Here is a 25,076-nt window from a genome sequence, read left to right as displayed (position 1 = left end):
TCATTTACAGGATTGAATTGGGATTGAGGCTCTGCTTCCGGTTGTGGGTTCCCAGCAGATGCTGGAAACGAGTTGGAAAGCTTTGAGCTGTGCTATTTTCAGTTGGTTTTCAACCGACTTTAGCTATTAGACGGCGACTGAAAGTCCCCGTCTCTCTTGAGATTAAGTAATATGAATGGCCTACAATTTATTTTCTGGGAAGGAGATGGAGAAATTATGCACGGCGGGCGGATCTCAGGGATTTTTGGGAGAAGGTAAATCGCGAAAGCTTGACTGGGTAATGGTTGTAGGATTTTCTACTAAAGTGATAAAATGGGCTGCGGGTTGCACGAATAAAAAGCCTTCGATTCCCGCCGATGCGGGCATGACAGTTTTTTTCGAGCGGGTGTCTAGAGGGAATTGATTGATGTTCATCTACTTAGAAGGAGGCTTCGCCTCGGATTGTGCGTTTCCAGCTAGTCCGCTTCGGCGGACTGGGTTCGAGTTGTCTCACCCTTGGGTGAGGAGGTTATTTTGACTGACGAGGGTTACGCGATCGCAACCTTTCTATTGGTTCTGTCTGAAGACCGATTCGCTTTTTACGGAAAACGGGGATTTTTGTAATATTTCTTTACCTTAAATCGGAATTTGAGTGTTTGGCACCGATGGAGTCGGCGTAGCTTCGCCTGGTGGTGGCCGATCTCCATGAAGTGATGGAGTGGATAGTCAAAGGAATACCTGGGCGTTTCGCTCTCGATATCGGTGTTTCTGACTTCATCCATCTGGAAAAAACTCCGGGTGTTAGTCCACTCGATAACAGCTTAACCCCAGCAACCGGGAATTAGACCCAAATGAGGATTTGGATTTTGATTTGGATTTTGATTTGGATTTTGATTTGGATTTTGATTTGGATTTTGATGGGGGACTCACTGGGAACGGATTGGGCGGCGGTTTGGGGAGGTTGTTATTTGAAGCGATCGCGACTCACCAAATGTTAACAGCGAAAGAAGTAGATTGGGTCGCAACCCAGTCTACTTGTACTTATGCTCCATTTGGATAGAATGGGAAAAGGGCGATCGCATCGAGCAGCCATTTACCACAAACCCTGTCAAAAATCAAGCATAAATTATTAATTTTTACAAAGCAACGAAAACATCGGGGAGTGAAGATGTTCACCCTCTCCACTCCCCAATCTTTCGGATGTTACCGTTCCCTGTGGGCGCATGTTAGCGCTTGACTTCTTGGTAAGCGCGAATCGCTTGCCAAATAAAAATTCCAGCCACCACCAGGGTAAAGGCAATTTGGGCAATTAGTCCCTTGGATATGGGTAATTCAGACATGTGAAATGTACTCTCTGGCTGTAACAACTGGCGGGGGTATTCCCCTGCCGCGATCGCGCCGCAGCGATCGGGAAGTAGACTCTTTATTTATAACCTACTGGCGAAATAAATTTTATCCCAAAAACTTAGCTCCTGCCGATTTAACAGCAGGAGCTAATCAAGAGCATGGATTGAATGAGGGGTTCACAGGATTTGCCCTCCACGCAGGTGCCATTGCTTTGCCATCCTCAACATAAGTTTTCTGTTTGATGTCAGCTATTAATTTGGTTTCGGCGTCGCCTTGGCTCCTAATTGGGAACTCAATTTCCCTCGGAGGGAATGACTTTTTGTAACTCGACGCGAGACCCTGATGTGTTGAGGCGATAGACCCAGCGCTGTTCCCGCGCTTTTACGGTGATTTGCATGGCGGAGGCGATCGCTTTGCGGCACACCTGCGAATCGGCGATCGCCACGCAGACATCTGACTCGGTTTGCGGTTGTGCCTCTACAATATGCAGCGCCGTCTTTGGCAACCCTGACTGCGCGGAGACATCAGTCAATACGCGATCGGCACTCCCTGGAGATAACGCCACACTTGCTTCCGAAGTTTCGGATACCGCAGGGGTGTTTTCTGGCAACTTAGAACCGAGGTTCAAAAAATACAAAAACCCGGTAACAACCACCGCTAAAACAATCCTATGGAGTGAATCTACCTTCTCTTCTACCGGCGTTTCTTCATAGTAATCTTTAGTAATATTTTTCATGGACAGCCTCCTGAATCGGTGCTTTCAGCTTTGGAGATTATTTGTTGATATGAGTTGCACCCCGATTCTCAAAGGCTCCGGAAAACCTCTACCCTTTCGGGTTAGGATTGGCGTTGAGATGTTGTCTCAAGCTGGATTGACTTTTTCGCCGCTTTATGCTTTGCCAATCCCGAGGATGAATGTCTCCGATTGGCAATGATGCGATCGCCTCTCCCTCTTTCTGTCATTTTAGACTCTTGCAATCTCTGGTTTGTTTCCGGAAAAACACTTGGTGCTCTCCTGCTTGGAAACCGCTCAGCCTCCTCTGCGAGGGCGAATGCCACTGAGCCAGTTGTCAGCTATGAGCGGACGACTGTCGCTCAACGCTTCCCGAACCTCTCTTTCATTATCTCATCTTTGATGCTTGTGTTTCCCTTCAAATACATTATTATAGATTAATTTTCCCTGAAGCTTGCAAAAGTCCTGTTGAAGGTGAAGACCTGATGGGGTTTTTGGGATTGATTTCACACTCAACTTTACAAAATCTTCACAAAATCTGCCGTTTGAATGTAGCTTTGGTAAAGCAAGGAGTGTTATCCCCGGGGGTCAATCCCTTAAAATCCACAAGGGTTCGGCAAGGGGTTTGGTTTCAGCCCCCCTTACCAAAAATTCAACTGCTTTAGGGCTAAAACTAGGGCTTTTAAATTTCATTTTACGTTTAATTTCCCCGATTGTCATCTGTGTAAACACGGCAATGCTTAGATTTTTTTAATATCCCAGCTTTCAAATATTCACCGAAATTATACTGAAAGGACTTGAAATAAAAAAGATAAAAAAAGGAAAGCAGAGTCAGAATAATACAATTAAATGCTCTGTAATTCTACTGAAAAGACTTAAAATAAGGAAGGGAAAAAAGGGCAGGAAGGCAGAGTCAGAAGGAGATAATGACATGCTCTGCAATCTTTTTGCTCCATGTCTTGCGCTGGGTGGCGATTGCCACCCCACGGGAGCATTTGAGAACAAACAGAGGGTGACGGATGCTGCGGTACCCGTTACCTATCTCTGTTGACTATTGCTTCTTTTCCGACCCTGCGATCGCCTACCACTCTTCCATCATTTCAGCCGCATTAAAATCATCTTGCAGGAGAAAATGATGGCTAAAATCCACGGTCACGCGAACCACTCTTTTGCCGAAAGGATGACCGAGATTTTGATACTCGGCGTACACGGGGTAAACCCCATCGCCGATACCAGTAGAAACGGCAACCCCGGCTTCAAATAACGGCGTTCTCCCTTCTGCGATCGCTTCTCTGACTGCTTCTGGACTCTGAAACGGCGCGTACAGTTGTCCCCCCATTTGTTCCGTTTGTTTCGCCGCATTTTGCGCGCCAGAAAACGAAAAATCCTGAGCTTTATTGCTCGGATCGGGTAAGTTGTTATTCCAAAATGGCAAATAAGACGGATCGGTCATCACCAGGATACCTCGATCCACGGCGACATATCCGAGCAACTGACACTCTTTTCTGGAGGGTCGATATGGTGGGGATAAATCCTCAGCTTCGATGATAGATAAATCCTCATCGAAGTCTTCTTCATCTTCAGAATAGTCAAGCTCTAAAAATCGTTCCTCTTCATAATCATAGTAGCTAGTCATCCCCTCCAACTCACCCAGATATTCAGGCTCTAATTCCGGCCATTTTCTCAATGGCAATTTCCATTTTTTAGCCAGGTTTTGTGCTTGCTTATTCACCGATTTGCGTTTTTTCTCATAAGAAATGGTAATTTCTTCTACGGCTAACCATCCAGGAACAATCCCTTCCTCGTCCGCACTAAATTCAAACAAGGCAACTCGATGGGAATGAAAGTCAGGGTCGAGAGGTATCTGTTCTGGGTCTGTGCCGGGGTCGAATCCAAAGACTGTAATCACCGCTAGACAGCGTTCTCCAGGTGTCGGCTTTGATTTAGATTTCTTTCTAGACATGGTTTATTTTTCCTCCTGCATGGATGGACTTGGCTTCAGCGCGATCGCCAATTATCTCATACTTTTTACCAAATGTAGGGTGATTTGGGTGCGTTTGTTACATTTCTCAATCTGTTTTTCTGTAATCAATAAATTTGATGGCCACTTATCGCGTTTTTGAGAGCAACGATTGCCACTCGGTTTTGCTGTTGCTGTAGTTTTTTCTTTTACCTTTCTGTAAACCCCTCCTCATATCGAGTTTTTCTCCAGGTAATTCTATCGTACTTGGGAGGGGAAGCTGCTAGAGTTTCCTTAATTGCATACCGGGAGCGAACGCCCTTGGGAACCAGCGGGGTGGAACTTGCCGCAGGCGCAATTCCAATGAAGGCAGAGAATATTTCTACTTGTTTTTGAAAGAGGGTAGAAAATGCAATGGATTAAATCCGGGGTTGAGTTTAGAGAGACCAGCACTCTAAATCCTGCTGGGGTTCGTTCTGCTCCTCAGAGATTTGTCGCTTAAAATTAGGTGATAAATTCAATAAATGTTCGCTTCAAAATTTCCCTAAAACTCGAAATATTGGATAGTTTAAGAGAAGAGTTAAATGACTGGAAAATCCCTAACATAATAACATTCAAGAGGGGAATTTGCCAAGGAGCTGCCTAACTAAAGCGCGCGGGGATCGAGAACCGTTCTGGGGCGCAGATCGGGCCGCCCCCTAAATTACTGGCAATTACAGTAGAGAAAGACAAAACTGCGCCCCAGGGTCAGCCCTTCAAAGGATACCCCGGGAATAGGCCAGCCGAACCCCCCTGAACCCCTAGCTGAGAGTAGGCGGTTGTTGGGGAAAAATGATAAGGTGTGAAGTGCAGCGCACTGCTTGCCGTGGCAGCACAGGGGCTTGTCCACCGCCTGTCGGAGCGGGGATTCGGAAGTGAAACCCTAAAGAAGGCTACAATACCCCCAGAGCCAAACTGGGCACCAGGAGGAGTGCAAGCCACTGCTACACTATAGAGCGCCAGGGAGGGGATGGCCGGGTAATGCAAAAGCGCGATCCATAACCAGACTCGTGGGGCGATCGCCGCCCCGGGCCAATAACATCCAATTCCCCAGAAGCTCAACCTGCTTGTCGGGTGTGCGATCCCCAACGATCGAGCGGGCTATCCGAACCATTACCCGATCGCGTTACGCGCCGCTAGGGAAGTACACTGGGGAAGAGTCATGCAAGACTCAACCAGCAACGCAACCGTTAACCACATCGGATGATGAAGGGAAAATGATAGACGAACAAAACCAGCAAGAACAACCACAAACTCAACCGGATGAAGTGACGGAAAACTCGGGCGATCGCACCAGTGCAGCCGGTGCAGCAGAAGAGCCGATCGCTGCGGAGGCACAGGAAACCCAAGCGGCGAATGCGGAACAACCGGGCGAACCCGAAATGGAAACCACTCCTCCAGAAGCAGGGGAAGCCGCCACAGCAGATCCCGCCGCCGCCGCTGCAGCCACCGCCGAACAGCTAGAGGCGATGGAAGCCTTAGTGCAAGCCAACCAAGCCTTTACCGCGCAGTTAGAAGACCTAAAAAATCAACATGCCAGATTAGCGGCAGATTTTGACAATTTCCGCAAGCGCACCCAAAAAGAAAAAGAAGATCTAGAGCTGCAAAGCAAGTGTGCCACGATCCGGGAATTGCTGGTGGTGGTGGATAACTTCGAGCGCGCCAAAGAACAGCTCAAACCCCAAACCGATGGGGAAATGAACATTCACAAGAGCTACCTGAGCGTGTACAAGCAGATGGTAGAGTGCCTCAAACGCATTGGCGTGTCGGCGATGTATCCGAAAGGACAAGAATTCGACCCCAACCTTCACGAAGCGGTGATGCGCGAACCCACCAACGAATATCCCGAAGGCACCGTCACCGATGACTTCAGACGCGGCTATATGCTAGGCGATCGCGTGCTGCGCCATGCAATGGTCAAAGTGGCAGCGCCCCTAGAAAACGAAGAAGAACCACCAGCAGAAGAAGCTGCCGAAGCCCCCGCACAAGAAGAGGAATAACCCACATTCCCCCAGCGCCGTCCCCACTCCCCCGTGGGTTCGGGCAGAGAAAAACCTACCTGCCTCTCGGGTATCCTAAAAAAAGGGGGATTCAACCCCCGGCGCGATCGCGCCCCCTGCCTCCCCTAGAATTTTCAGAACACTCATTCCGCCGCTAGCTATGGGAAAAGTCATCGGTATTGACCTCGGCACCACAAATAGTTGTGTAGCAGTCTTAGAGGGCGGTAAACCCATCGTCATTACAAACTCAGAAGGCGGACGAACCACGCCGAGTATCGTCGGAATGACCAAAGACGGTTCTCGTCTCGTCGGTCAATTAGCCAAGCGGCAGGCTGTTACCAATGCCGCAAATACAGTGTACAGCATCAAGCGCTTTATAGGCCGTCGCTGGGATGACACCAAAGAAGAACGCTCTCGCGCTCCCTACACCTGCGTCAAAGGCAGAGACGACACCGTAGATGTGAAAATCCGGGGAACTACCTACACCCCGCAAGAAATTTCCGCGATCGTCGTGCAAAAACTCAAAGAAGATGCCGAAGCCTATCTCGGCGAACAAGTCACCCAAGCCGTCATTACCGTACCGGCCTACTTTACCGACGCCCAACGACAAGCCACCAAAGACGCAGGCACGATCGCCGGGTTGGAAGTGCTGCGAATTATCAACGAACCCACCGCCGCCGCCCTCTCCTATGGCTTGGACAAACAAGGGGAAGATCACACCATCTTAGTCTTTGACTTGGGTGGCGGCACCTTCGATGTCTCCGTTCTGCAACTCGGTGACGGCATTTTTGAAGTGAAATCCACCGCCGGCAACAATCATCTCGGCGGCGATGACTTCGACACTTGCCTCGTCAACTGGATGGTAGAAGAATTTCGCATCCAAGAAGGCATCGACCTGTCGGTAGACAAAATGGCCGTGCAGCGAATTCGCGAAGCCGCCGAAAAAGCGAAAATCGAACTGTCTAGCCGCGAACTCGCCGCCATCAACTTGCCATTTATCAGCGCCGATGAAACCGGGCCGAAACATCTCGAAATGGAACTGAGTCGCTCTACATTTGAAGAACTCGTCAGCAACTTAGTCCAAGAAACCCTCAAACCCGTGCAACGGGCGATCGAAGATAGTCATGTCAGTCCCGAACAGATCGACCGGATTATCCTCGTCGGCGGCTCTACCCGCATCCCCGCCGTTCAACAAGCCATTGGCGAGTTTTTTGGCGGGCAAGAACCCGATCGCTCGGTTAACCCCGATGAAGCCGTAGCCGTGGGAGCTGCAATTCAAGGCGGCGTCTTGGGCGGGGAAGTTCAAGATGTCCTGCTGTTAGATGTCACCCCCCTCTCCTTGGGCATCGAAACCCTCGGTGGCGTCTTTACGAAAATTATCGAGCGCAATACCACCATCCCCACCAGTCGTTCCCAAACCTTCTCCACCGCCACCGACGGTCAACGAGAAGTGGAAATCCACGTCTTGCAAGGGGAACGTGCAATGTCCAAGGATAACAAAAACTTGGGGAATTTCCTGCTCGACAAAATCCCCCCCGCACCGCGCGGCGTCCCGCAAATCGAAGTAACCTTCGAGATCGATGCCAATGGGATCCTCAATGTATCGGCAGAGGATAAAGGCACCGGACGCGAACAAAGCATTCAAATTAGCAGCACCGGCGGCTTGAGCGACGAGGACATCGAAAAAATGCGCCAAGATGCCGAACGCTATGCCGATGAAGACCGCCGTCGCCAACAACTGGTAGAAATTAAGAACCAGGCGGAAAGCCTGTTCTATAATTATAAAGCGACTGTCAAAGATAATCTGGCTTTACTCAGTGATGACCTGAAGGCAGAACTCAAGAAAACGGCAAAAGAATTAAAAGCCGCTCTCGGCAATGATAAAATCTCGGTCGAAGACCTCAAAGAAAAGATGTCTGCTTTCCAGCAAATTCTCTTCTCGGTGGGCATTGCCGTCTACGAGCAAACCCAGTCCGATGATGAAGAAAAACCCGAAGAAGAAGAAGAACTGAGTCCCTCGGAGTAACTAGCCGCTCTCAAAGGCGAGCTGACTCCAAATTTTGGGAAACCACCCGCGTGCGGGATCCTCTCCCAGTTTGGGACTCGCCTCTACTCTCAGCTTCAGAACACTCAGTCTGTTTGTAGCATACCCCTTTGTATTTTATTCTTACCAAAAGCGCTCTATGGCTCGCGACTACTATGAAATTCTAGGTGTCCCTCGCACGGCGGACAAAGAGGATATTAAACGTGCTTACCGCAAGTTGGCTCGCAAGTATCACCCGGATGTCAATAAAGAAGAGGGCGCTGAGGAGCGCTTTAAAGAAATTAACCTCGCTTATGAAGTCCTCTCCGAACCGGAAATCCGCGCCAGATACGATCGCTTCGGCGAAGCGGGAGTTAGTTCGGGCGCAGGAGCAGGCCAGGGCTTCGGGGACTTCGGCGATATGGGTTTTGCCGATATCTTTGAAAGCTTCTTCAGCGGTTTCGCAGGCGCAGGGACTCAGGGACGACGACGCGGCGGCCCGGTGCGTGGGGACGATCTGCGTCTTGACCTGAAAATCGATTTCCAAGAAGCTGTCTTCGGCGGGGAAAAGGAAATCCGCATCAGCCACTTGGAAACCTGCAACACTTGTAGCGGCACCGGCGCGAAACCGGGCACTCGCCCCCGCACCTGTTCCACTTGCAGTGGCACCGGGCAGGTTCGCCGCGCTACCCGCACCCCTTTCGGTAGTTTTACTCAAGTCTCGGTTTGCCCCACCTGTAATGGCACGGGAGAAACCATTGAGGATAAATGTTCTTCTTGTGGTGGCGCAGGGGTAAAACAAGAAACGAAAAAACTGAAAATCACCGTGCCGGCTGGGGTGGATAATGAAACTCGCCTGCGGGTCTCCGGGGAAGGGGATGCTGGGGCGCGCAGCGGCCCCCCGGGGGATTTGTACGTTTACTTGTTTGTGAACGAACACCCGGAGTTTCAGCGCGATAAAATTAATATCCGCTCTGAGGTGAAGATTAGCTATTTGCAAGCTATCTTGGGCTGTCGCCTGGAAGTGAATACGGTGGATGGCCCCTCGGAATTGCTGATTCCGGCAGGGACTCAACCCAATACCGTACTCACTTTAGAAGGCAAAGGGGTGCCGAAGTTGGGCAACCCGGTTCAACGTGGGGATCATCTGATTACGATCGCCATCGAAATTCCCACTAAACTGACGGCGGAAGAACGCGAATTACTCGAAAAGTTAGCCAAAATTAAAGGAGAACGGATTGGCAAAGGCGGCATAGAAGGATTCTTAGGAGGGCTATTTAATAAGTGACGCATCCCCTAGAACCAACCACTACCGGACAGGAAACTTGCCCCACTCTCGACTTGCGGGGCACTCCTTGTCCGATCAATTTCGTTCGCACGAAGCTGCGTTTGGAAAAAATGGCACCCGGAGCACTTCTGGAAGTGTGGCTCGACCCGGGAGAACCGATGGAACAGGTGCCGGATAGTCTGGCGATGGAAGGTCACGAAATCGACCAGATCGAGGAACGATCTGGCTTTTTTGCTCTGAAGGTTCGTCGCGCGATCGCTGAAGCATGAGTGTAGGCAAACACCCCATCCCTTCGCTTTCTCTACCGCAAATCGGTCAGTCTTCTGTGCTGTCTCTCCCCCGGGTGGCAGCGATCGCTCCTCCCCCCCTCTCCTCTCAGGGAGGATCGCGTCCTCCTTCTGAGTTGAGCGGGAACCCTCCTCCACAATATCCCGAACCCCCCACCACTCCGGGGTCTCAAACCCTCATTACCCTCACCAATGCAACCCATGCAACGGAGGACTCGCCCCCCACAGATAATGAGGAATTAACCGGAACGGTTCTGGCGGTGCAAGCTAATTTTTATCGGGTACAATTAGACGATCGCTCCGTGCAAGCGGCGTTCTCTCAATTCAAACGGGAACGGGTGGCGTTTGAAAGCACTGAGGCGAGTGACGATCGCCTTCCTCCAATTCCCCCTCGTCGCACCCTCCTGTGTACGCGCCGATCGCGCTTGAAAAAAATCGGTCAGCAGGTGATGGTGGGCGATCGGGCGATCGTCGAAGAACCGGATTGGGAAGGTCAGCGCGGCGCGATCGCTGGGGTTTTCCCTCGCGCCAGCGAACTGGACCGCCCCCCAGTGGCTAATGCAACCCAATTGCTCCTCCTGTTTGCGATCGCCGAACCGACTCTCGACCCCCATCAACTCAGTCGCTTCTTGGTCAAAGCGGAATCCACTGGCCTCTGTGTTTCTCTATGCTTAAATAAAATCGATTTGGTCTCACAAGCAGAGCAAATCGACTGGCAACATCGTCTGCAACTCTGGGGTTATCACCCCCTATTTATTAGCGTAGAAAATCACATCGGCATCGATACCCTCCTCGCTACACTCAACGATAAAATTACCGTAATTTCCGGTCCTTCCGGTGTGGGCAAATCTAGCTTAATCAATCAGTTAATTCCCTCCGCCGAACTTCGCGTTAGCGATGTATCGGGCAAGCTGGGACGCGGACGCCATACCACCCGCCATGTGGAATTATTTGAATTGCCCAGTGGCGGATTGCTGGCAGATTCCCCGGGATTCAATCAACCCACTCTTGATTTTCCCCCGCGAGAATTAGCCCACTATTTCCCCGAAGCGCGCCAACGATTGCGACAAGGAAACTGTCAGTTTAGCGACTGCTTGCATCGCGACGAACCCAACTGTGTGGTGCGCGGCGACTGGGAACGCTATGATTATTATTTGGATTTCCTGGAAGAAGCGATCGCCTATCAAGAGACCCTCCAGCAACAAAGCAATCCCGAATCCAGCGTTAAAGTGAAAACCAAGCGCAAGGGCACTCAACAACACGAACCCAAATTGGAATCGAAAAAATATCGCCGGGTTTCCCGTCGCCTGCAACATCAAAGCTTAGAAGAATTATATCAGGATTTGGCAGAAGAAGAGGATGGGGAATTCTAAATTATTGCCCGGTTTTTGACCTCAAATCGCTGCAAAGCGTTCATCTGCGATCGAAACCCTTTATTCCGATAAACTATCCGGGTCGAGTCCCCGTTCTCGCAGCAGTTGCGCGAGGCGATCGGCGCGCTGGCGTTCGGTTTCGGCGCGCTGGCGTTCGGTTTCGGCGCGCTGGCGTTCGGTTTCGGCGCGCTGGCGTTCTCCCTGGGCGATTTCTTCCGGCGTCGGATAGCGGTTTCCTTGCTCATCGTACCAGTACAACCACTCCCGCTGCCAATTTTCAAAGGTGCCAATTTCTCGTCCAATCCCTAATCCGATTTGCGGCATCCAGACCGGTTCTCCGGGTAGGCGAATGTATTGTCCCTCCCTTAACTGATAAACCTCTAACACCTCGTGGCGATCGCGTCGGTTAAATTGGGAATTATAAATCACGTAATACAGCACGCCCAATTTCGCATAAATCTGCATTTTCTCATCGTATTCTCCCCCATAGGTTGCCGATACGCATTCCAACACCAACCTTGGGGGAATGTTGTTTTCCAACCACACAATATAACTTTTGCGTCCGTCGGGTTCTACCCGACGCGGCACTCCCAAACTGAGAAATCCATCGGGGACAATCGGGATTCTCGGATTCTCTCCTGTGGCATGATACACGCCCATATTCACGCCAAAAAACCAGTCTTGACGCGCCGACCAAATATGACTTAAAATGGCTCGTAGCAAGCCGGGAATTAAATTTTGTAGTTCGTTATCCACCGGGGTATCGTCAGAGGATGGCAGTTCTGCTGCATCCGGTAAGTTTTGCAGTGAATTGTAGTTTACCATAATTGCTGTTTTTGATTAAATCTTCTCTCAATTGTAGCGTTTTGATTGGGTTTAATTTTCCCCTGCGTTAGCCTTCGTAAATTACCACAATGCTTGACTTTTGTCAAGGTTCCTAGCGGTTTGTAGGGTGGGCAGTTTGAGAACAGATGCGCGTTTGGCACCGCTCTCGAGTGGTTCTGCCCACCCTCCCCTCTGCAATTATTTTTGCACGAGTACATAATAATTGTAGGTGGCTCGTGGCCACCCTACGACTTCTCACTAAGGCTGAATTCGATGGGATTTTGACTGATGATATTCAGCCACTTGGCGCGATCGCTGCCAATGGGGATAGACAAGTTGTGCCCAGGCAATTCCCGTTACCAATAATGGCAAAAACGCGAAAAGATGACGCCAAAATCCCACTTGCAATCCGATTCCCACACTCATGCCAAATGCCACCGTCACCAACGAGAGAGCCAAGGAAAAATACTTCGGTACCGACAATTTACCCCGGTTTGCTTTTTGCTTTGTCCGCAGGCGCATCACCCGCTTTCTGCGAGTTTGGGTGTCGATTTCATCCACTAAACTTCCCGCAGCAGTCCCGGTTAAAATTCCTACAATTATCAACAGGAAAAATGCCGAGCCAGACGTGAGAGACTTTGTGGCGGCAAACAGCGGCCAAGCGCCGGCCACCCCGGCAGCGATCGCCCCCGCCACAGTTCTCGCCATATCGCTGGAATTCCACTGCTTGTAGCACTTTGTCACGAACAATTCCGTTCCCAACCCGGCATAGGCACCTGCTAACAATCCCAGCATACAACTGGCGATCGCCGCTTCCCGGGCGGCGGGCACCCCCGTCATCCCGCCAATCCCAAACCCCAGGGCACAGGTTGCACCCACCAGGGAACCGCTGACCCCACCGGCGATCGCGCCACTACCGGCGGCGGCGGGATGTTCCGCCATGCCTTTCACGCTGGAAATTATCCCCCACAACAACAACCACACCATCAGCAATCCCCCAATCGTTCCCTCACGAGCCAAAACGAGAAAATTGCTCGAGAAATTCACCGGCCAAGTCCACACCGTTGCTACCGCCAAACTCAGCAACACCGCCAGCAACCGATAAGGCAATTTTATCGCTTCCATCGGCTCGGGAGCCGTCCTTAATTTTAACGCAATTCGATATAACTTCTGACTGGTATTGGCGTGCAACAATAACTCGCGATCGTAGATTTTAGCCGCCATCAACTGACTCGTATCCACCGTAATCTTACAGTGGACGCGATTGCCTTTAAATCGAGCCGGCGAAATCGAAATCCAGGGATGACCCTTCGTAGTAAAAGGCCGATCGCGATCGCTGCTTGCCACCCCCCATCTGCCGCGCAACATCGTACCCGCCACCGGATTTTTTATCGCGATAGTTTGCGTCAGTTTTTCGCCCAATTCCGTTGCCCGAAACTGCACGATCTGATGGCTAGAAACCACTTGCGGGGTGCGGCTGACCTCAACCAATTTGAGCGCCTCTAACGCCGTCGCCGCATCCGAATAGCGGTTTTTCGGCTTCGGTTCCACCATTGTTTCCAGCCATTCCACCCAAGACTGGCTGATTTTTTTCACCCGATTCTGGAAATGAATTCGATAATTTGCATCGATTAAATTCCCAATATCAATTGATTTCGTTCCCGTCAACAAGGCAATCAACGTTGCCCCCACCCCATACAAATCTGATGCCGGCGTTAACTCGCGATTGAATAACTGTTCCGGGGGCATAAATCCCAGAGTGCCTTTGACGATGCTGCTCATCGCCACTTCACCCTCACCGATATGAGCGAAGCCAAAATCGATTAAATAAACGTTCAAACTGTCATCCACTAAGATATTTTCCGGTTTGATGTCGCGATGGATGACCGGGGGAATGCGATTTTGCAGATAAACTAGAATATCTAACAGGGCAATGGCCAGTTGCTTGATTTGGGTGGGCGTCCAAGGACGAGAAACCGCAAGGGACTCGGCAGGTTTGTATTCCTGAACGATGCAAAATCCCCCCGCCGTTTGAAACGAATCGAGATAGCGGGGGATACCGGGGTGATTTAATCCTTGCAGGACTTGAATTTCGCGCTGATAGGCGTCATAATCGGCCCAACTCGCGCCACTGGTACTGGCAAACTGAAACTGCTTGATAGCAACCCGGGAGTCCGGTTGGGGGATGGAGGCGTGGGTCGGGTCAGCGCGATCGCCCCCCGGGGAAACATCGCACCCGCCCTCTGTGTTTCCCGTTTTTATGGCGAGGTAGGTCACTCGACCCCCTGCCCGATTGTGGCCTAATTCGCGGATGACCTGATAGCCATACTCAGCAAAGTCTGGGAAGTTGCTCATGTTTTTTCGCGCTCGATGCTGATAGCAACTATTTTAGTGCGATCGCCTCGATCCTGGGAGAAGTGGAGCCACTTTCCCCAAACCTCTGCGGTGCGATCGCCACTCTCATTTTGCTCGAGTCTGGCTTCCCACGGGCTATTCTGTCGCCTCCCGGACCGAGAGGGGAATCGTAACAGTGGAGTTATTATCATCGACAGTTCCGGTTTTGGTTTCGCTATTGCCTTTCACCAATAAGGTGACGGTATATTCGATAGGTCCGCTGGAATTGTTACAGCGCTGGAAAAGATTTACCTGCACTTCATACTCCCCAGTGGGCGCGCCGCCGGTGGGCCAAAATACATTTTCCACCGGATTGGTGGTGGTTTGCCCGCAGCCGGCATTAGAATCTACATCCAATTCTCCTCCCGAGGCAATTTCGGACTGTTGGTAAGAGACGATTTCGCCACTGGGGTCTTTCACCGCCAAGTCCAGATCGTCGGCGGTAGACCATCTTAAGGTGACTTGCACATCCCCCGTGCCCAAGGTTGGCTCTTCTGGTTCCGCCGGGGAAGGACAAAGAAGCGACAAGTCGATTAATTCGCCGCCTTTATCTACCATAAAACAGCCCGGGTGTTCCTGAGAGTTGGCAGAAAGTTGCCAGTAAGCCAATAAAGACAAGGAGACCGAGCCGATTATTGCAACACTTAAACGCCATAGTTTCAGCATAGGGCTTAATTGTTTCCTAACAGATTTGATGGCTTTATTTAACTGATGAAAGCGCGCGATCGCTCGCAATCGATTGGCACACAGCACGAAATCCTCGACTCGCCGCTCTGCGCGACCCAAAACTCCAAGCGCGGTTTTCCATTTTTTTCAGCCCAACTTCGCGATCGCGCATGGGGGATAAAGGGAAAAGCGCGAGACCGAACCCCTCCCGATTCGACCCTACCTTATTTCTCTCCCATAGCCCCTAAACTCATCCCGAGTTCGATTCGGTTTTTCTAGTTTTGGCTGAGTGTTCCAGCGCTTCGGAAAAAATTGTTTTGGTCTTGTCTCTTATTTTACCCCTGCCCGGTTCTTTCTAACTTATTTTGGCCGAATTTTAGAGAGTCTTTCCCTGAGAATTTTAAGAAAATTTAACAACCCATCGAACTGAGGTTAAGGTTTAATTAAATGTTCTTCAGAGCGGCGATACTGAGCGAGGCGACGCGATCGCTGCCAGGGAAGCAGTAACATGACGCTCACCACCGGTAAACCCGTCACCGCAACTGTGGCCAACAGCAAGGGCGTCCACAATCCCAGTTGCAAGCCAATCCCCCAGCTAATCCCGGAAGCTGCCGTCAGCAGGGACATGCCAGTAGCTAAGCCGGTGCCGAATTGTTTTTGCACTCCTCTGGCGGAAAACAGTAAAGCACTCCCGGTCACCACGGTGGCGGCTAAAGTAGCGGCAGTGCCCCAAGCGCCCATCAGGCTCGCACCGGCAGCCATACCCAGGGTAAATCCGATGGTTCCGGCACCAATGGAGGTGGCCATTAAGGTCAGGAGAAATTTTACGGCAAATCCCTGATGTCCCGCCAGTTTAGATAGTCCCGCCCAAGCTAAAAATCCACTCGCGCCGATCGCGATCGGGGCGGCGATCGAATGGAGCGCCAGCATTGCCCCGGCCCCGGAGGATAAAAATAACAGTCCCAGGGCACTGTAGGGCAGTGTTTTCCGAGTAATCGGAATCGCTGCGGTTTCCACCGTCAGCGGCAGGGTCATGGTAGCTTGCGAGGAATTAGAATGCAAGCGCAGGGTTCTGTGGTATTCTTCGCCGGCTCTGAGTTGGCTGGTATCCACCTTGAGGTGACAATGGACGCGATTGGCGTTAAAGGTGGCCGGTTGAAAGGCAATCCAGGGGTGAAAGTCCGGGGTATGCGGCGGATCGTGGGGATGGGGGGCCACGTCCCATTTTCCCATCAGTACCGTATCGGAGACTGAGTTTTTCACGCTGATGGTTTGGGTGAGGGTTTCGCCCACTTCTGCGGCGACGAGGTGCAAGGCATTTGGCTGGATGACAATTTCCGGGGTGCGAACCACGTAAATGGGTTGCAGGGCGTTTAAGGCGGTGGCGGCGTCGGGAAAGCGATCGCGCGGATCGGGCTGTACCATTCGTTCCAACCACTGGATCCAGCGCAGGCTCACTCTCGGCACCCGCTGTTTGAAATCAATCCGATAATCGTCGTCGATTAAGTCGCCAATGGCGCTGGAGGGGGTGCCGGTGAGCAGGCAAATCAAGCTGGCACCGAGTCCGTAGAGGTCCGACGCCGTGGTGAGTTGCCGATTTAACAGTTGTTCTGGGGGCATGAATCCCATTGTGCCTTTCACCATGCTGCTCATGGCGACTTCTCCCGCACCGAGTTGGGCGAAACCAAAGTCCACGAGGTAGAGGTCGAGGCGATCGCTGACTAAAATGTTCTCGGGTTTGATATCGCGGTGAATCACCTGGGGCGATCGGGTTTGTAGGTAAACTAATATTTCTAATGCGGCGATCGCCAGTTGCTTGACTTCTTCTGCATCGAAGCTGCGCCGCATGGCCAACGATTGAGCCGCTTTGTACTCCTGCACCATGCAGAATCCATCCGGGGTCTCGAAGGCATCGCGGTATTTCGGAATGCCGGGATGGTTGAGCTGTTGCAGAATTTGGATTTCTCGTTCCACGGCTTTGTAGGCGGACCAATCCGCACCGCTGGTGGCAAACTGAAATTGTTTGATGACCATCGGCTCCAAAGATGGCAGGCGATCGGCGAGGTAGGTCACGCGACCCCCCGCCCGGTTGTGGCCGAGTTCTTTTTGAATTTGGTAGCCTTGGGCAGTAAAATCGGGGAAATTGCTCATGGTTGTGCCGTTTTTTCCGGGAAGCTCCCATCTGGATTGGGGGCAAAGACTGGCATCAGTCCCCCTATCTCTACTGTAGTGTAAGCGATGAAGCGTCGGTGGGGTGAGGGGCGAAGGAGAACATAAACTTGGTATAAATCTTTTGGCCAATTCGGTTTATCTCACAATACTTGTCCCGGATGACTCAAAATTGAGCTTGACAAATCGCGCTAAATATGGTAAGCGAAAGGCAAAGCCGAACATTAAAGCGGTGTAATTGCCAACTGGTAATTTTTCTCAGAAAACAGGGGGTGGGAGGTGGAGCCTCTGAATGCCCATTTTCGGGCAAAGCCAAGGAACCAGAGAGAAAATTCTCAATTCCCAATTCCCAATTCTCAATTCTCAATTCCCAATTGAGAGAATGCTTGTCCGAACTCCCGGCAATGCACTAGGATGGAGTCAAGCTAACCGTCAAGCCCGGGATGCCGACTCTATCCTCATACTGCTCGGGAGGATACCCGATTGGAGTGTAACTTCCGTACTCTTGTCCGGAGTGGGGTGCCACAGTCAGAAAGACCAGAGCGCATGCTGCATGGTTGTCCGTCTTGGGAATACCAGAGGGATAGAGATGTGGCTAACCCTCGAGGATTGGAGGAAGCCTACCCTGTAATCTGGGATGCAGTGTGGGAGAATGTCACTAATGTGTTATGGAAAACGCAATTCCTGAACTCGATAACATCAGAAGTCAGTTGAAAAGTCTAGAGCGACGACGAAAAAAACCCAAAATGCTGGTTGTCGATGACGAACCAGATAATCTGGATCTGCTCTACCGCACCTTTCGGCGAGAGTTTCAGGTACTCAAAGCCGATAGTGGGGTGAGTGCTTTAGAGATTCTCTCCGAAGAGGGAGAAGTCGCCGTCATCATCTCGGACCAGCGGATGCCGGAGATGAAGGGAACCGAGTTTCTCAGTAAAACGGTGCCCCAATTCCCCAATACGGTGCGGATTATCCTCACCGGATTTACGGATATTGAAGACCTGGTAGAGGCGATTAACTCCGGGCAGGTTTACAAATACATTACCAAGCCTTGGGATCCCCACGAACTGAAGCAGGTGGTGCAACGGGCGGCGGAAACCTACGAGTTGCTCAAGCAGCGCACGGAGGAACTGCGACGCGCCGAAGCGCAAACTAACCTGCTGATGACGATTGTGGGGGTAGTGCAAGAGTCTGACAGTTTAGAGGGATGTTTGGAACCGATCGCGAAAGCGTTTGGGGAAAACTTCTCGGCAGATATCTGCATTTTACAATTAATGGAAGGAGGGAGTCTAGCCGCAGGAGAAGGGATTTACACCGTAGAGGGTACGGCGGAAAACTGGTTGGCGGAAGACCCGTTAACCCTCGAAGCGATCGCCTCGGATACGGTGCAAATTTCCGTAAACGTTGCCAAAGATGACAATCTCTCCGAGGTGCCTCACTATCAAAATTCTGGCATCCAAGCCCATTTAGCGATCCCGGTGCTTTTCCGGAACGAAAAAATCGCCCTGCTGTCCCTGCAGTGGAAACAACCTTGCACCCTGCGCGAGGATCAACTGCAAATGCTGCATCTGAGCGTGCAGCAAGTGGCGATCGCCCTGACCTGTACCCGCTATCATCCATGATGAAAACCTCTGACGGCGATCGCGCCTCCTGCTTGCCTTCCGGACCGCCAACCGCTTCCGAAGCTGAAATTCAAGGCATTTTTAACCGCATTGCCCCGGTTTACGATCGGCTAAACGATTGGTTGAGCCTGGGTCAGCATCGGATCTGGAAGATGATGACCGTGAAATGGAGCCATGCGCGCCCGGGCGATCGCTGCCTGGATCTGTGCTGTGGTAGCGGGGATTTAGCTATCCTGCTGGCAGAACAAGTGGGGTCCTCGGGGGAAGTGTTTGGGGTGGATTTCTCATCGGCGCAACTCGAAATTGCCCGTCAGCGCAGCGAAACCCATTATCCGCCCCCCAAGATCTCCTGGGTGGAAGCCAATGTTTTGCACTTGCCGTTTGCGGATAATTTTTTCGATGCGGCAACAATGGGTTATGGTCTTCGCAATGTTACTGATATTGCAGGCAGTCTGCGCCAATTGCATCGCGTGCTTAAACCCGGTGCCACAGCCGCAATCCTGGACTTCCATCACCCCAGCAATTCCCTGGTGCGAGGGTTTCAGCAGTGGTGCTTGCAGGCGATCGTGGTGCCGGTTGCCACCGCGAATGGACTTGAGGATGAATATGCTTACATCACTCCGAGTCTGGAAAAATTTCCCCCCGGACCGCAGCAAATTCAGCTTGCCCGGGAAGCGGGATTTGCCCATGCCACACACTATCCCCTTGCAGGTGGCATGATGGGAGTGTTGGTTGTAACAAAAGGTCAGCGTTAAGCGTTAAAATTTGAGCAATTCGCGTTAATACAGGCGCGATCGCCCATCAAACCCTTGACGAAGACCAACTAGGTAGCTGATGGATCTATCCACTCTTTGGGTTTACTTTGTGCCACCGATCGCCGGGGGAGTGATTGGCTATTTCACCAACGATTTAGCCATCAAAATGTTATTCCGCCCCTACCGCGCCTACTACATTGGCAAACGTCGGGTGCCCTTTACCCCCGGTTTGATTCCCCGGAACCAAGCCCGGTTGGCAAAGCGGGTTGCCGATACGATTATGGGGTCTCTGCTGACCCCAGAAGAACTGCAAAACCTGGCGCGGCGACTCCTGGAAACCGAACGGATCCAGGGGGCAATTTTGTGGTTGCTCGAACTGGCACTGGCACAACTCAAATCCGACACGGAACAAAAAACCGCCAAAATTCTCGCCGGCATCCTGCGAGACTTGTTCGGGGAATCCTTACCCCGCGTTATCCGCGTTTTAGCCCGCCGAGAAGACTTCCTCGAACCCCAACTCAATCAAATTTTCGACCAAGTTCTGCTCGAATTTCAACTCAGCGAAAGCCAAGCGCGTCAGCTATCGGATTGGTTGCTCGCGGCGGTTCTTCCTCCCGATGCCATCCGGCAAACTTTGGTAGATTTTCTCACCGATCGCAATATCACCCTAATCGATGAAGGATTTCGCGAAAAAACCAGCGGCACCTATTGGGTGGTTGCCAATCTGTTTGGACTCCGCAATGCTCTCACCCGCCTGCGAACCTATTGTCTCGATGAAAAAGAAGACGCCAACGATCGCATCTCCGAACTGATCGTCACCCTCGGCGTGCGAACTCGCCTGCAAGAATGGTTGCAAAATGTTTCCCTACAAAATCTCCCCGTTTCTACCGTGCGCCAATTGCGAAAAACCATGCGCGAAAGCGTTCGCACTTACATTCAAACGCGCGGCACGGATTTACTCCAGGGATTGAGCCAGTCGGTCAACTGGGAACATGTAGCCATGTTAGTGCTAAAACGACTTCAAGCATCCTCAGCGGTGAGTGCTTCTTTGGGTCTGGTTTCTCAAGAATTAGCCTTGATTTTAGAACGCTATTTAGAGCGGGATTTAGAAAATATCGTGGCGAAAGCTATCCCGATTTTAAATATCGACCAGGTAATTGTCGATCGCGTTAAAGGGACATCGCCGGAACAATTGGAAATTGCGGTACAAGGGATCGTGCAAAGTGAATTGCAAGCGATCGTGAATTTAGGCGGCATCTTGGGGGTGATTGTCGGTTCGATGCAAACGGTAATTTTATTGTTGCGCTAACACCGGGGTGAGCATTTACCGGGATGTGCTGCCAGCGCTGCCGAAAACAAGGGGTGCGATACCCCTTGCCAAAAATTCCCGCGTGTGATACTCAGATTGATGAAGATTTGTAACGATAATTAACAGCGGCGATCGTCAAACGCCACAGGGGGGTAAAATCAGCATATTATCACGATAGCCGCTGTGTTCTCTCGGCACAAAAAGGAGCCGCAGGGAACCCATATCGTCCCGGACTGCCAGCATCTACTCATCGGGGGTTTCATCTATGACGCCTATCATTAACGAATTCCTGTTCAACCACACCGGAACCGATACCCACGAATATATCGAGATTTTTGGCACGGCGAATACCGACTATTCGTCATTGAGCCTGGTGCTGGTGGAAGGGGACGCATCGGCATCGGGGGAAATAGACCGGGCATATACCCTCGGAACCACCGATGGGAATGGCTATTGGCACACCGGGTTTTTAAGTAACCAACTGGAAAATGGCACGCAAACCCTGTTGCTGGTGGAGAACTTTTCCGGGACGGTGGGGAATGACCTGGATACGAACAACGATGGTACCCTCGAGAGTACCCCTTGGACGACGATTGTCGATGAGATTGCCGTCAGCGATGGAGATAGTGGCGATCGCACCTACGCCAGCGTCATCTTGACCCCCGGATTCGATGGCATCTCCTTTATCCCGGGCGCTGCGTCTCGGCTACCCAACGGCACCGATACCGATACCGCGAGTGACTGGACGCGCAACGATTTTCACGGAGAGGGTCTCGCCGGCTTCACGGGAACCCCCGCCGTTGGCGAGGCACTCAATACCCCGGGCACAAAAAACCTGCCTGTAGATGTTCCCCCAACGGTATCGATAGTGAGTCCCGCAAATGGGGCAACGGGGGTGCCGGCGAATGCCCCAATTCAGATTGAGTTTAGCGAACCGATAAGCGCGATCGGGGATTGGTATAATCTGAGCGGAACCGCCAGCGGCATGGTGACCGCAACGGTAAGCGGTAGCGGACAAACCTTTACCTTGACTCCCACCAGTAACTTCAGTCCCGGGGAAACCCTCACCGTCACCGTCAATGCTGGCAACGTCACCGATACCGACGGCACTGCTGACGCCCTCGACGGCAACGGCGACGGGACGGGCGGGGACGACTTTTCCTTTAACTTTGACGTTGCCCCTACGGTCGGTCCGTTGGTCATCTCGGAGATTATGTTCGATCCTGACAGTCCGGAGCCAGACTGGGAGTGGGTCGAACTATATAATGTGAGCCATGCACCCGTCGATCTGTCGGGGTATGTCCTCGACGACGATGATGGCACGCCTCACACGGCAGCCAATATCGCCAGCGGCACCATTCCTCCCAACCAAGCTGGAATTTTATACAATGCAGGCGATGTGAGTGCGGCAGAGTTTGAGGCCGCTTGGGGAACGGGTCTCAATCTTATCGCCGTCACCGGTTGGGGCAACATGCTCCTGAATAACGGCGGGGACAAGATAAGTCTGTGGCCGGACTTTGCCAGCTATAGCGGCGATGACACAACCCATAACAACGCCCTGGACACGGTAGATTACGGTGTGGGAGGATTTCCCGATCCGGTTGGCCGTTCCATATATCTCACTAACCGATTGGCCGATAATCGGGTAGGGAACTACTGGGCAACCAGTACCGATGGCGGCACTACGCCGGTGGGAATCGGCAATACCAGTACGGCGACGGTGAATAATTCGGGCAACGATATCGGGTCGCCTCGGGAGATGGCGATCGCCCCCATCCACCAAATCCAAGGCAATGGCAATGCCAGTCCCTTAGTGGGAGACACGGTGGTCATAGAAGGCATTGTGGTGGGCGACTTTCAAGGCAACACCGGACTGCAAGGGTTTTTCCTGCAAGAAGAAGATACCGACGCCGATGCCGACCTCACCACCTCGGAAGGTATATTCCTCTACGATCCGACAACCCTCGTAGATGTCAGCGTCGGGGATAAAGTTCGCGCGATCGGTGAAGTGGCAGAATTCACCAGCAACGGCACTACCCTCACCCAACTCACCAACTTAGCAAACCTCACCGTAGTCAGTAACGGCAATTCCCTGCCCACTGCCACTTCCGTCACCTTGCCCTTGGCCAATCTCACCGACTGGGAACCCTACGAAGGGATGTTGGTTAACGTCGGGTCAACCTCGGGCAATCTCACCGTCACGGAACACTTCAACCTCGATCGCTTCGGGCAAGTGACCCTTTCCGCCAATGGCAGACTGGAACAATTCACCCAAAATAATTCCCCCGATGTGGCCGGATATACGGCACATCTCGCCGATATTGCCAAACGGCACATTATCCTCGATGACGGCAGTTCCCAAGCGAATCCCACCCCCATTATCCACGCCCGGGGCGGCAATCCCCTCACTCCCACCAATCCCTTGCGCGCCGGGGACACTATCACCAATATTACCGGCATTCTCGACCATCGCTTCGGCGAGTATCGCGTGCAAACCCAAACCGGACAAAACTTTAGTGCGAGTAACCCCCGGCCCGCTGTTGCACCTGCAGTGGGAGGAGATATTCAAGTTGCCAGTTTGAACCTGCAAAACTTCTTTAATGGCGATGGCAATGGCGGCGGATTCCCCACCGCCCGAGGGGCAAAAACCCAGGCCGATTTTATCCGTCAGCGGGATAAGATTGTGGCCGCCATTACGAAACTCGATGCCGATATTATCGGGTTGATGGAATTAGAAAATGATGGGTATGGTGCCAATAGTGCAATTCAGGATTTAACCGACGCCCTCAATGCAGTTGCTGGGGCGGGAACGTACAGTTTTGTCAATCCCGGCGTCGGGCAAATCGGGTCTGATGAAATTGCCGTGGGGATTCTCTACAAACCCGGCGTGGTTTCCACCACGGGAACTGCTGCTATTTTAAATACCCCAGGCATTTTTGCGGGTAGCGATAGCAACCGCACTCCCTTGGCGCAAACCTTTACTGTTGCCGATTCCACCAGTCCCAGTTATGGGGAAAAATTCACGATCGCTGTCAATCATTTGAAGTCAAAAGGCGGTAGCGGAACCGGTCCGAATGCCGATGCCGACGACGGACAAGGGGCCTGGAATCAACGGCGCGTGGAAGGCGTCAATGCGGTAACATCTTGGTTGTCAGGAGACCCCACAGGGAGTAACGACCCAGATATTTTAACCCTTGGCGATTTTAATGCCTACGCCCAAGAAGATCCGATTCAGGCGATCGCCAACTCTGGTTATCAAAATCTCATCCCCAATACCTCTTCTTTCGTCTTTGACGGACAATGGGGGTCTCTCGACTATGCCTTTGCCAACAATAGCTTACATTCCCAATTTGTCGCCGGCAGCAAATGGCATATCAACGCCGACGAACCCGATGCCCTGGATTATAGCAGCGAATTTAATCATGCCAGTCTCTACGCAGCGGACGAGTTTCGCGTTTCCGACCACGATCCGCTAGTGGTTGGGTTAAGCTTAAACAATGCGCCGATTTTGGACAATAGCAGCGCAATTAATTTGCCTTCTATTGATGAAGATACCACGAACCCCGCCGCTACGTCAGTGGCCACTCTAATTAATGGCAAATTCAGCGACACAAATCCGCATCAGGTATCCGGTATTGCCGTTACCGCCGTGGATAATACCAATGGCAATTGGCAATATTCTCTAGATGGAAATAGTTGGACGGATTTAGGCAATTTGGGGGCAACAACTGCCCGATTGTTAAACAGTAATGCCAGCATTCGTTTCGTTCCTGCTGCTGATTTTAACGGCAATATTGCCCCGGGCATTCGCTTCCGCGCCTGGGATGGAACCGCTGGTAACAACGGCGCCACGGCAGATACCAGTACCAATGGCAAAAACACGGCATTTAGTACGGCAACGGCAACGGCAAATATTGCGATCGCGCCAGTCAATGATGCGCCAACAGTGGCCAATCCAATTAATGATTTTAGCGCCACAGAAAACAGTGCGTTTAATGTCAGTTTTGCCGCCAATACCTTTACCGATATCGATGGCGATTCGTTATCGTATAGTGCAGCAATTGTGGGCGGAAGTGGATTGCCGAGTTGGTTATCTTTTGATGCCGCAACTCGCACCTTTAGCGGGATGCCCACTGCGGCGGATGTGGGTGAAGTGGCGATCGCAGTTACCGCCACCGATGGCGCAGCAAGTGTTACCGATATCTTTACCCTCACGGTGAATCCAGAGGATACCGATAATTCCGACAATTCTGGCAATATCGATAATTCCGACAATTCTGGGGATATCGATAATTCCGACAATTCTGGCA

At 51.7% G+C, this 25,076-nt stretch carries 17 protein-coding genes; 10 read left to right on the top strand and 7 right to left on the bottom strand.

The window, feature by feature from the left end; genetic code table 11:
- Nucleotides 1–234: 234 nt before the first annotated feature.
- Entirely contained in the window at nt 235–414 is a 180-nt protein-coding gene (locus LKK83_RS11655) for a hypothetical protein (protein ID WP_324631290.1), read from the bottom strand.
- Between the two features lie 910 nt (nt 415–1,324).
- Between LKK83_RS11655 and LKK83_RS11650 the strand changes: the two genes are divergently transcribed.
- Nucleotides 1,325–1,555 carry a hypothetical protein gene (locus LKK83_RS11650; protein ID WP_324631289.1) on the top strand — a complete coding sequence of 77 codons (231 nt, stop codon included), beginning with the start codon at nt 1,325–1,327 and terminating at the stop codon, nt 1,553–1,555.
- A 63-nt stretch (nt 1,556–1,618) separates the two neighbouring features.
- On the opposite strand, the gene LKK83_RS11645 is transcribed toward LKK83_RS11650, so the two are convergent.
- Together LKK83_RS11645 and LKK83_RS11640 are read right to left on the bottom strand one after the other, a co-directional pair.
- The gene (locus LKK83_RS11645; RefSeq protein ID WP_324631288.1) at nt 1,619–2,062 is read right to left on the bottom strand and encodes a hypothetical protein; all 444 of its coding nucleotides are present in this window, start codon (nt 2,060–2,062) and stop codon (nt 1,619–1,621) included.
- 1,078 nt (nt 2,063–3,140) lie between these two features.
- Nucleotides 3,141–4,022, bottom strand: a complete 882-nt coding sequence (locus LKK83_RS11640; protein ID WP_324631287.1) for a hypothetical protein — start codon at nt 4,020–4,022, stop codon at nt 3,141–3,143.
- 1,253 nt (nt 4,023–5,275) lie between these two features.
- On the opposite strand from LKK83_RS11640, the gene grpE reads away from it, so the two are divergent.
- The 5 genes from grpE (at nt 5,276) to rsgA (ending at nt 11,029) form a co-directional block, all read left to right on the top strand.
- A complete protein-coding gene (gene grpE / locus LKK83_RS11635) occupies nt 5,276–6,058 on the top strand; it encodes a nucleotide exchange factor GrpE (RefSeq protein WP_442957309.1) in 783 nt (260 codons plus the stop codon).
- A gap of 160 nt (nt 6,059–6,218) precedes the next feature.
- Nucleotides 6,219–8,084: a molecular chaperone DnaK gene (gene dnaK / locus LKK83_RS11630; protein ID WP_324631285.1), complete on the top strand. Its 1,866-nt coding sequence runs from the start codon at nt 6,219–6,221 to the stop codon at nt 8,082–8,084.
- A 157-nt stretch (nt 8,085–8,241) separates the two neighbouring features.
- Nucleotides 8,242–9,369, top strand: coding sequence for a molecular chaperone DnaJ (dnaJ, locus tag LKK83_RS11625; RefSeq protein ID WP_324631284.1), 1,128 nt, complete (start codon nt 8,242–8,244; stop codon nt 9,367–9,369).
- Nucleotides 9,366–9,638, top strand: a complete 273-nt coding sequence (locus LKK83_RS11620) for a sulfurtransferase TusA family protein (protein ID WP_324631283.1) — start codon at nt 9,366–9,368, stop codon at nt 9,636–9,638. Before dnaJ ends, LKK83_RS11620 begins: the two co-directional genes overlap by 4 nt.
- 272 nt (nt 9,639–9,910) lie before the next feature.
- A complete protein-coding gene (gene rsgA / locus LKK83_RS11615) occupies nt 9,911–11,029 on the top strand; it encodes a small ribosomal subunit biogenesis GTPase RsgA (protein WP_442957308.1) in 1,119 nt (372 codons plus the stop codon).
- 60 nt (nt 11,030–11,089) lie between these two features.
- On the opposite strand, the gene LKK83_RS11610 is transcribed toward rsgA, so the two are convergent.
- The 4 genes from LKK83_RS11610 to LKK83_RS11595 all read right to left on the bottom strand — a co-directional run bounded on the left by LKK83_RS11610 (nt 11,090) and on the right by LKK83_RS11595 (nt 17,065).
- Nucleotides 11,090–11,854 (bottom strand): Uma2 family endonuclease, encoded by a 765-nt coding sequence (locus LKK83_RS11610; RefSeq protein WP_324631281.1) that lies wholly within the window; start codon nt 11,852–11,854, stop codon nt 11,090–11,092.
- Between the two features lie 258 nt (nt 11,855–12,112).
- Nucleotides 12,113–14,209: a serine/threonine protein kinase gene (locus tag LKK83_RS11605; protein WP_324631280.1), complete on the bottom strand. Its 2,097-nt coding sequence runs from the start codon at nt 14,207–14,209 to the stop codon at nt 12,113–12,115.
- A 135-nt stretch (nt 14,210–14,344) separates the two neighbouring features.
- Entirely contained in the window at nt 14,345–14,914 is a 570-nt protein-coding gene (locus tag LKK83_RS11600; RefSeq protein WP_324631279.1) for a hypothetical protein, read from the bottom strand.
- A 432-nt stretch (nt 14,915–15,346) separates the two neighbouring features.
- Entirely contained in the window at nt 15,347–17,065 is a 1,719-nt protein-coding gene (locus LKK83_RS11595) for a serine/threonine protein kinase (RefSeq protein ID WP_324631278.1), read from the bottom strand.
- A 686-nt stretch (nt 17,066–17,751) separates the two neighbouring features.
- Here LKK83_RS11595 and LKK83_RS11590 point away from each other — a divergent pair.
- From LKK83_RS11590 to LKK83_RS11575, 4 genes are all read left to right on the top strand, one after another.
- Entirely contained in the window at nt 17,752–18,702 is a 951-nt protein-coding gene (locus LKK83_RS11590) for a response regulator (RefSeq protein ID WP_324631277.1), read from the top strand.
- Nucleotides 18,699–19,457 carry a bifunctional demethylmenaquinone methyltransferase/2-methoxy-6-polyprenyl-1,4-benzoquinol methylase UbiE gene (gene ubiE, locus LKK83_RS11585; protein WP_442957307.1) on the top strand — a complete coding sequence of 253 codons (759 nt, stop codon included), beginning with the start codon at nt 18,699–18,701 and terminating at the stop codon, nt 19,455–19,457. The genes LKK83_RS11590 and ubiE overlap by 4 nt, the downstream gene beginning before the upstream one ends.
- A 79-nt stretch (nt 19,458–19,536) precedes the next feature.
- Complete coding sequence (locus tag LKK83_RS11580; protein ID WP_324631276.1) at nt 19,537–20,766, top strand: DUF445 domain-containing protein; 1,230 nt, start codon at nt 19,537–19,539, stop codon at nt 20,764–20,766.
- 265 nt (nt 20,767–21,031) lie between these two features.
- Nucleotides 21,032–25,076, top strand: a 4,045-nt coding sequence (locus LKK83_RS11575) for an ExeM/NucH family extracellular endonuclease (protein ID WP_324631275.1), incomplete at its 3' end; no start/stop codon positions are given.

Origin of the sequence: Phormidium sp. CCY1219 (assembly GCF_035615515.1) — a bacterium.
Lineage (GTDB): Bacteria > Cyanobacteriota > Cyanobacteriia > Cyanobacteriales > Laspinemataceae > CCY1219.
Note: the sequence above shows the minus strand (reverse complement) of the source record. Positions and strands in the feature narration are given on the sequence as shown.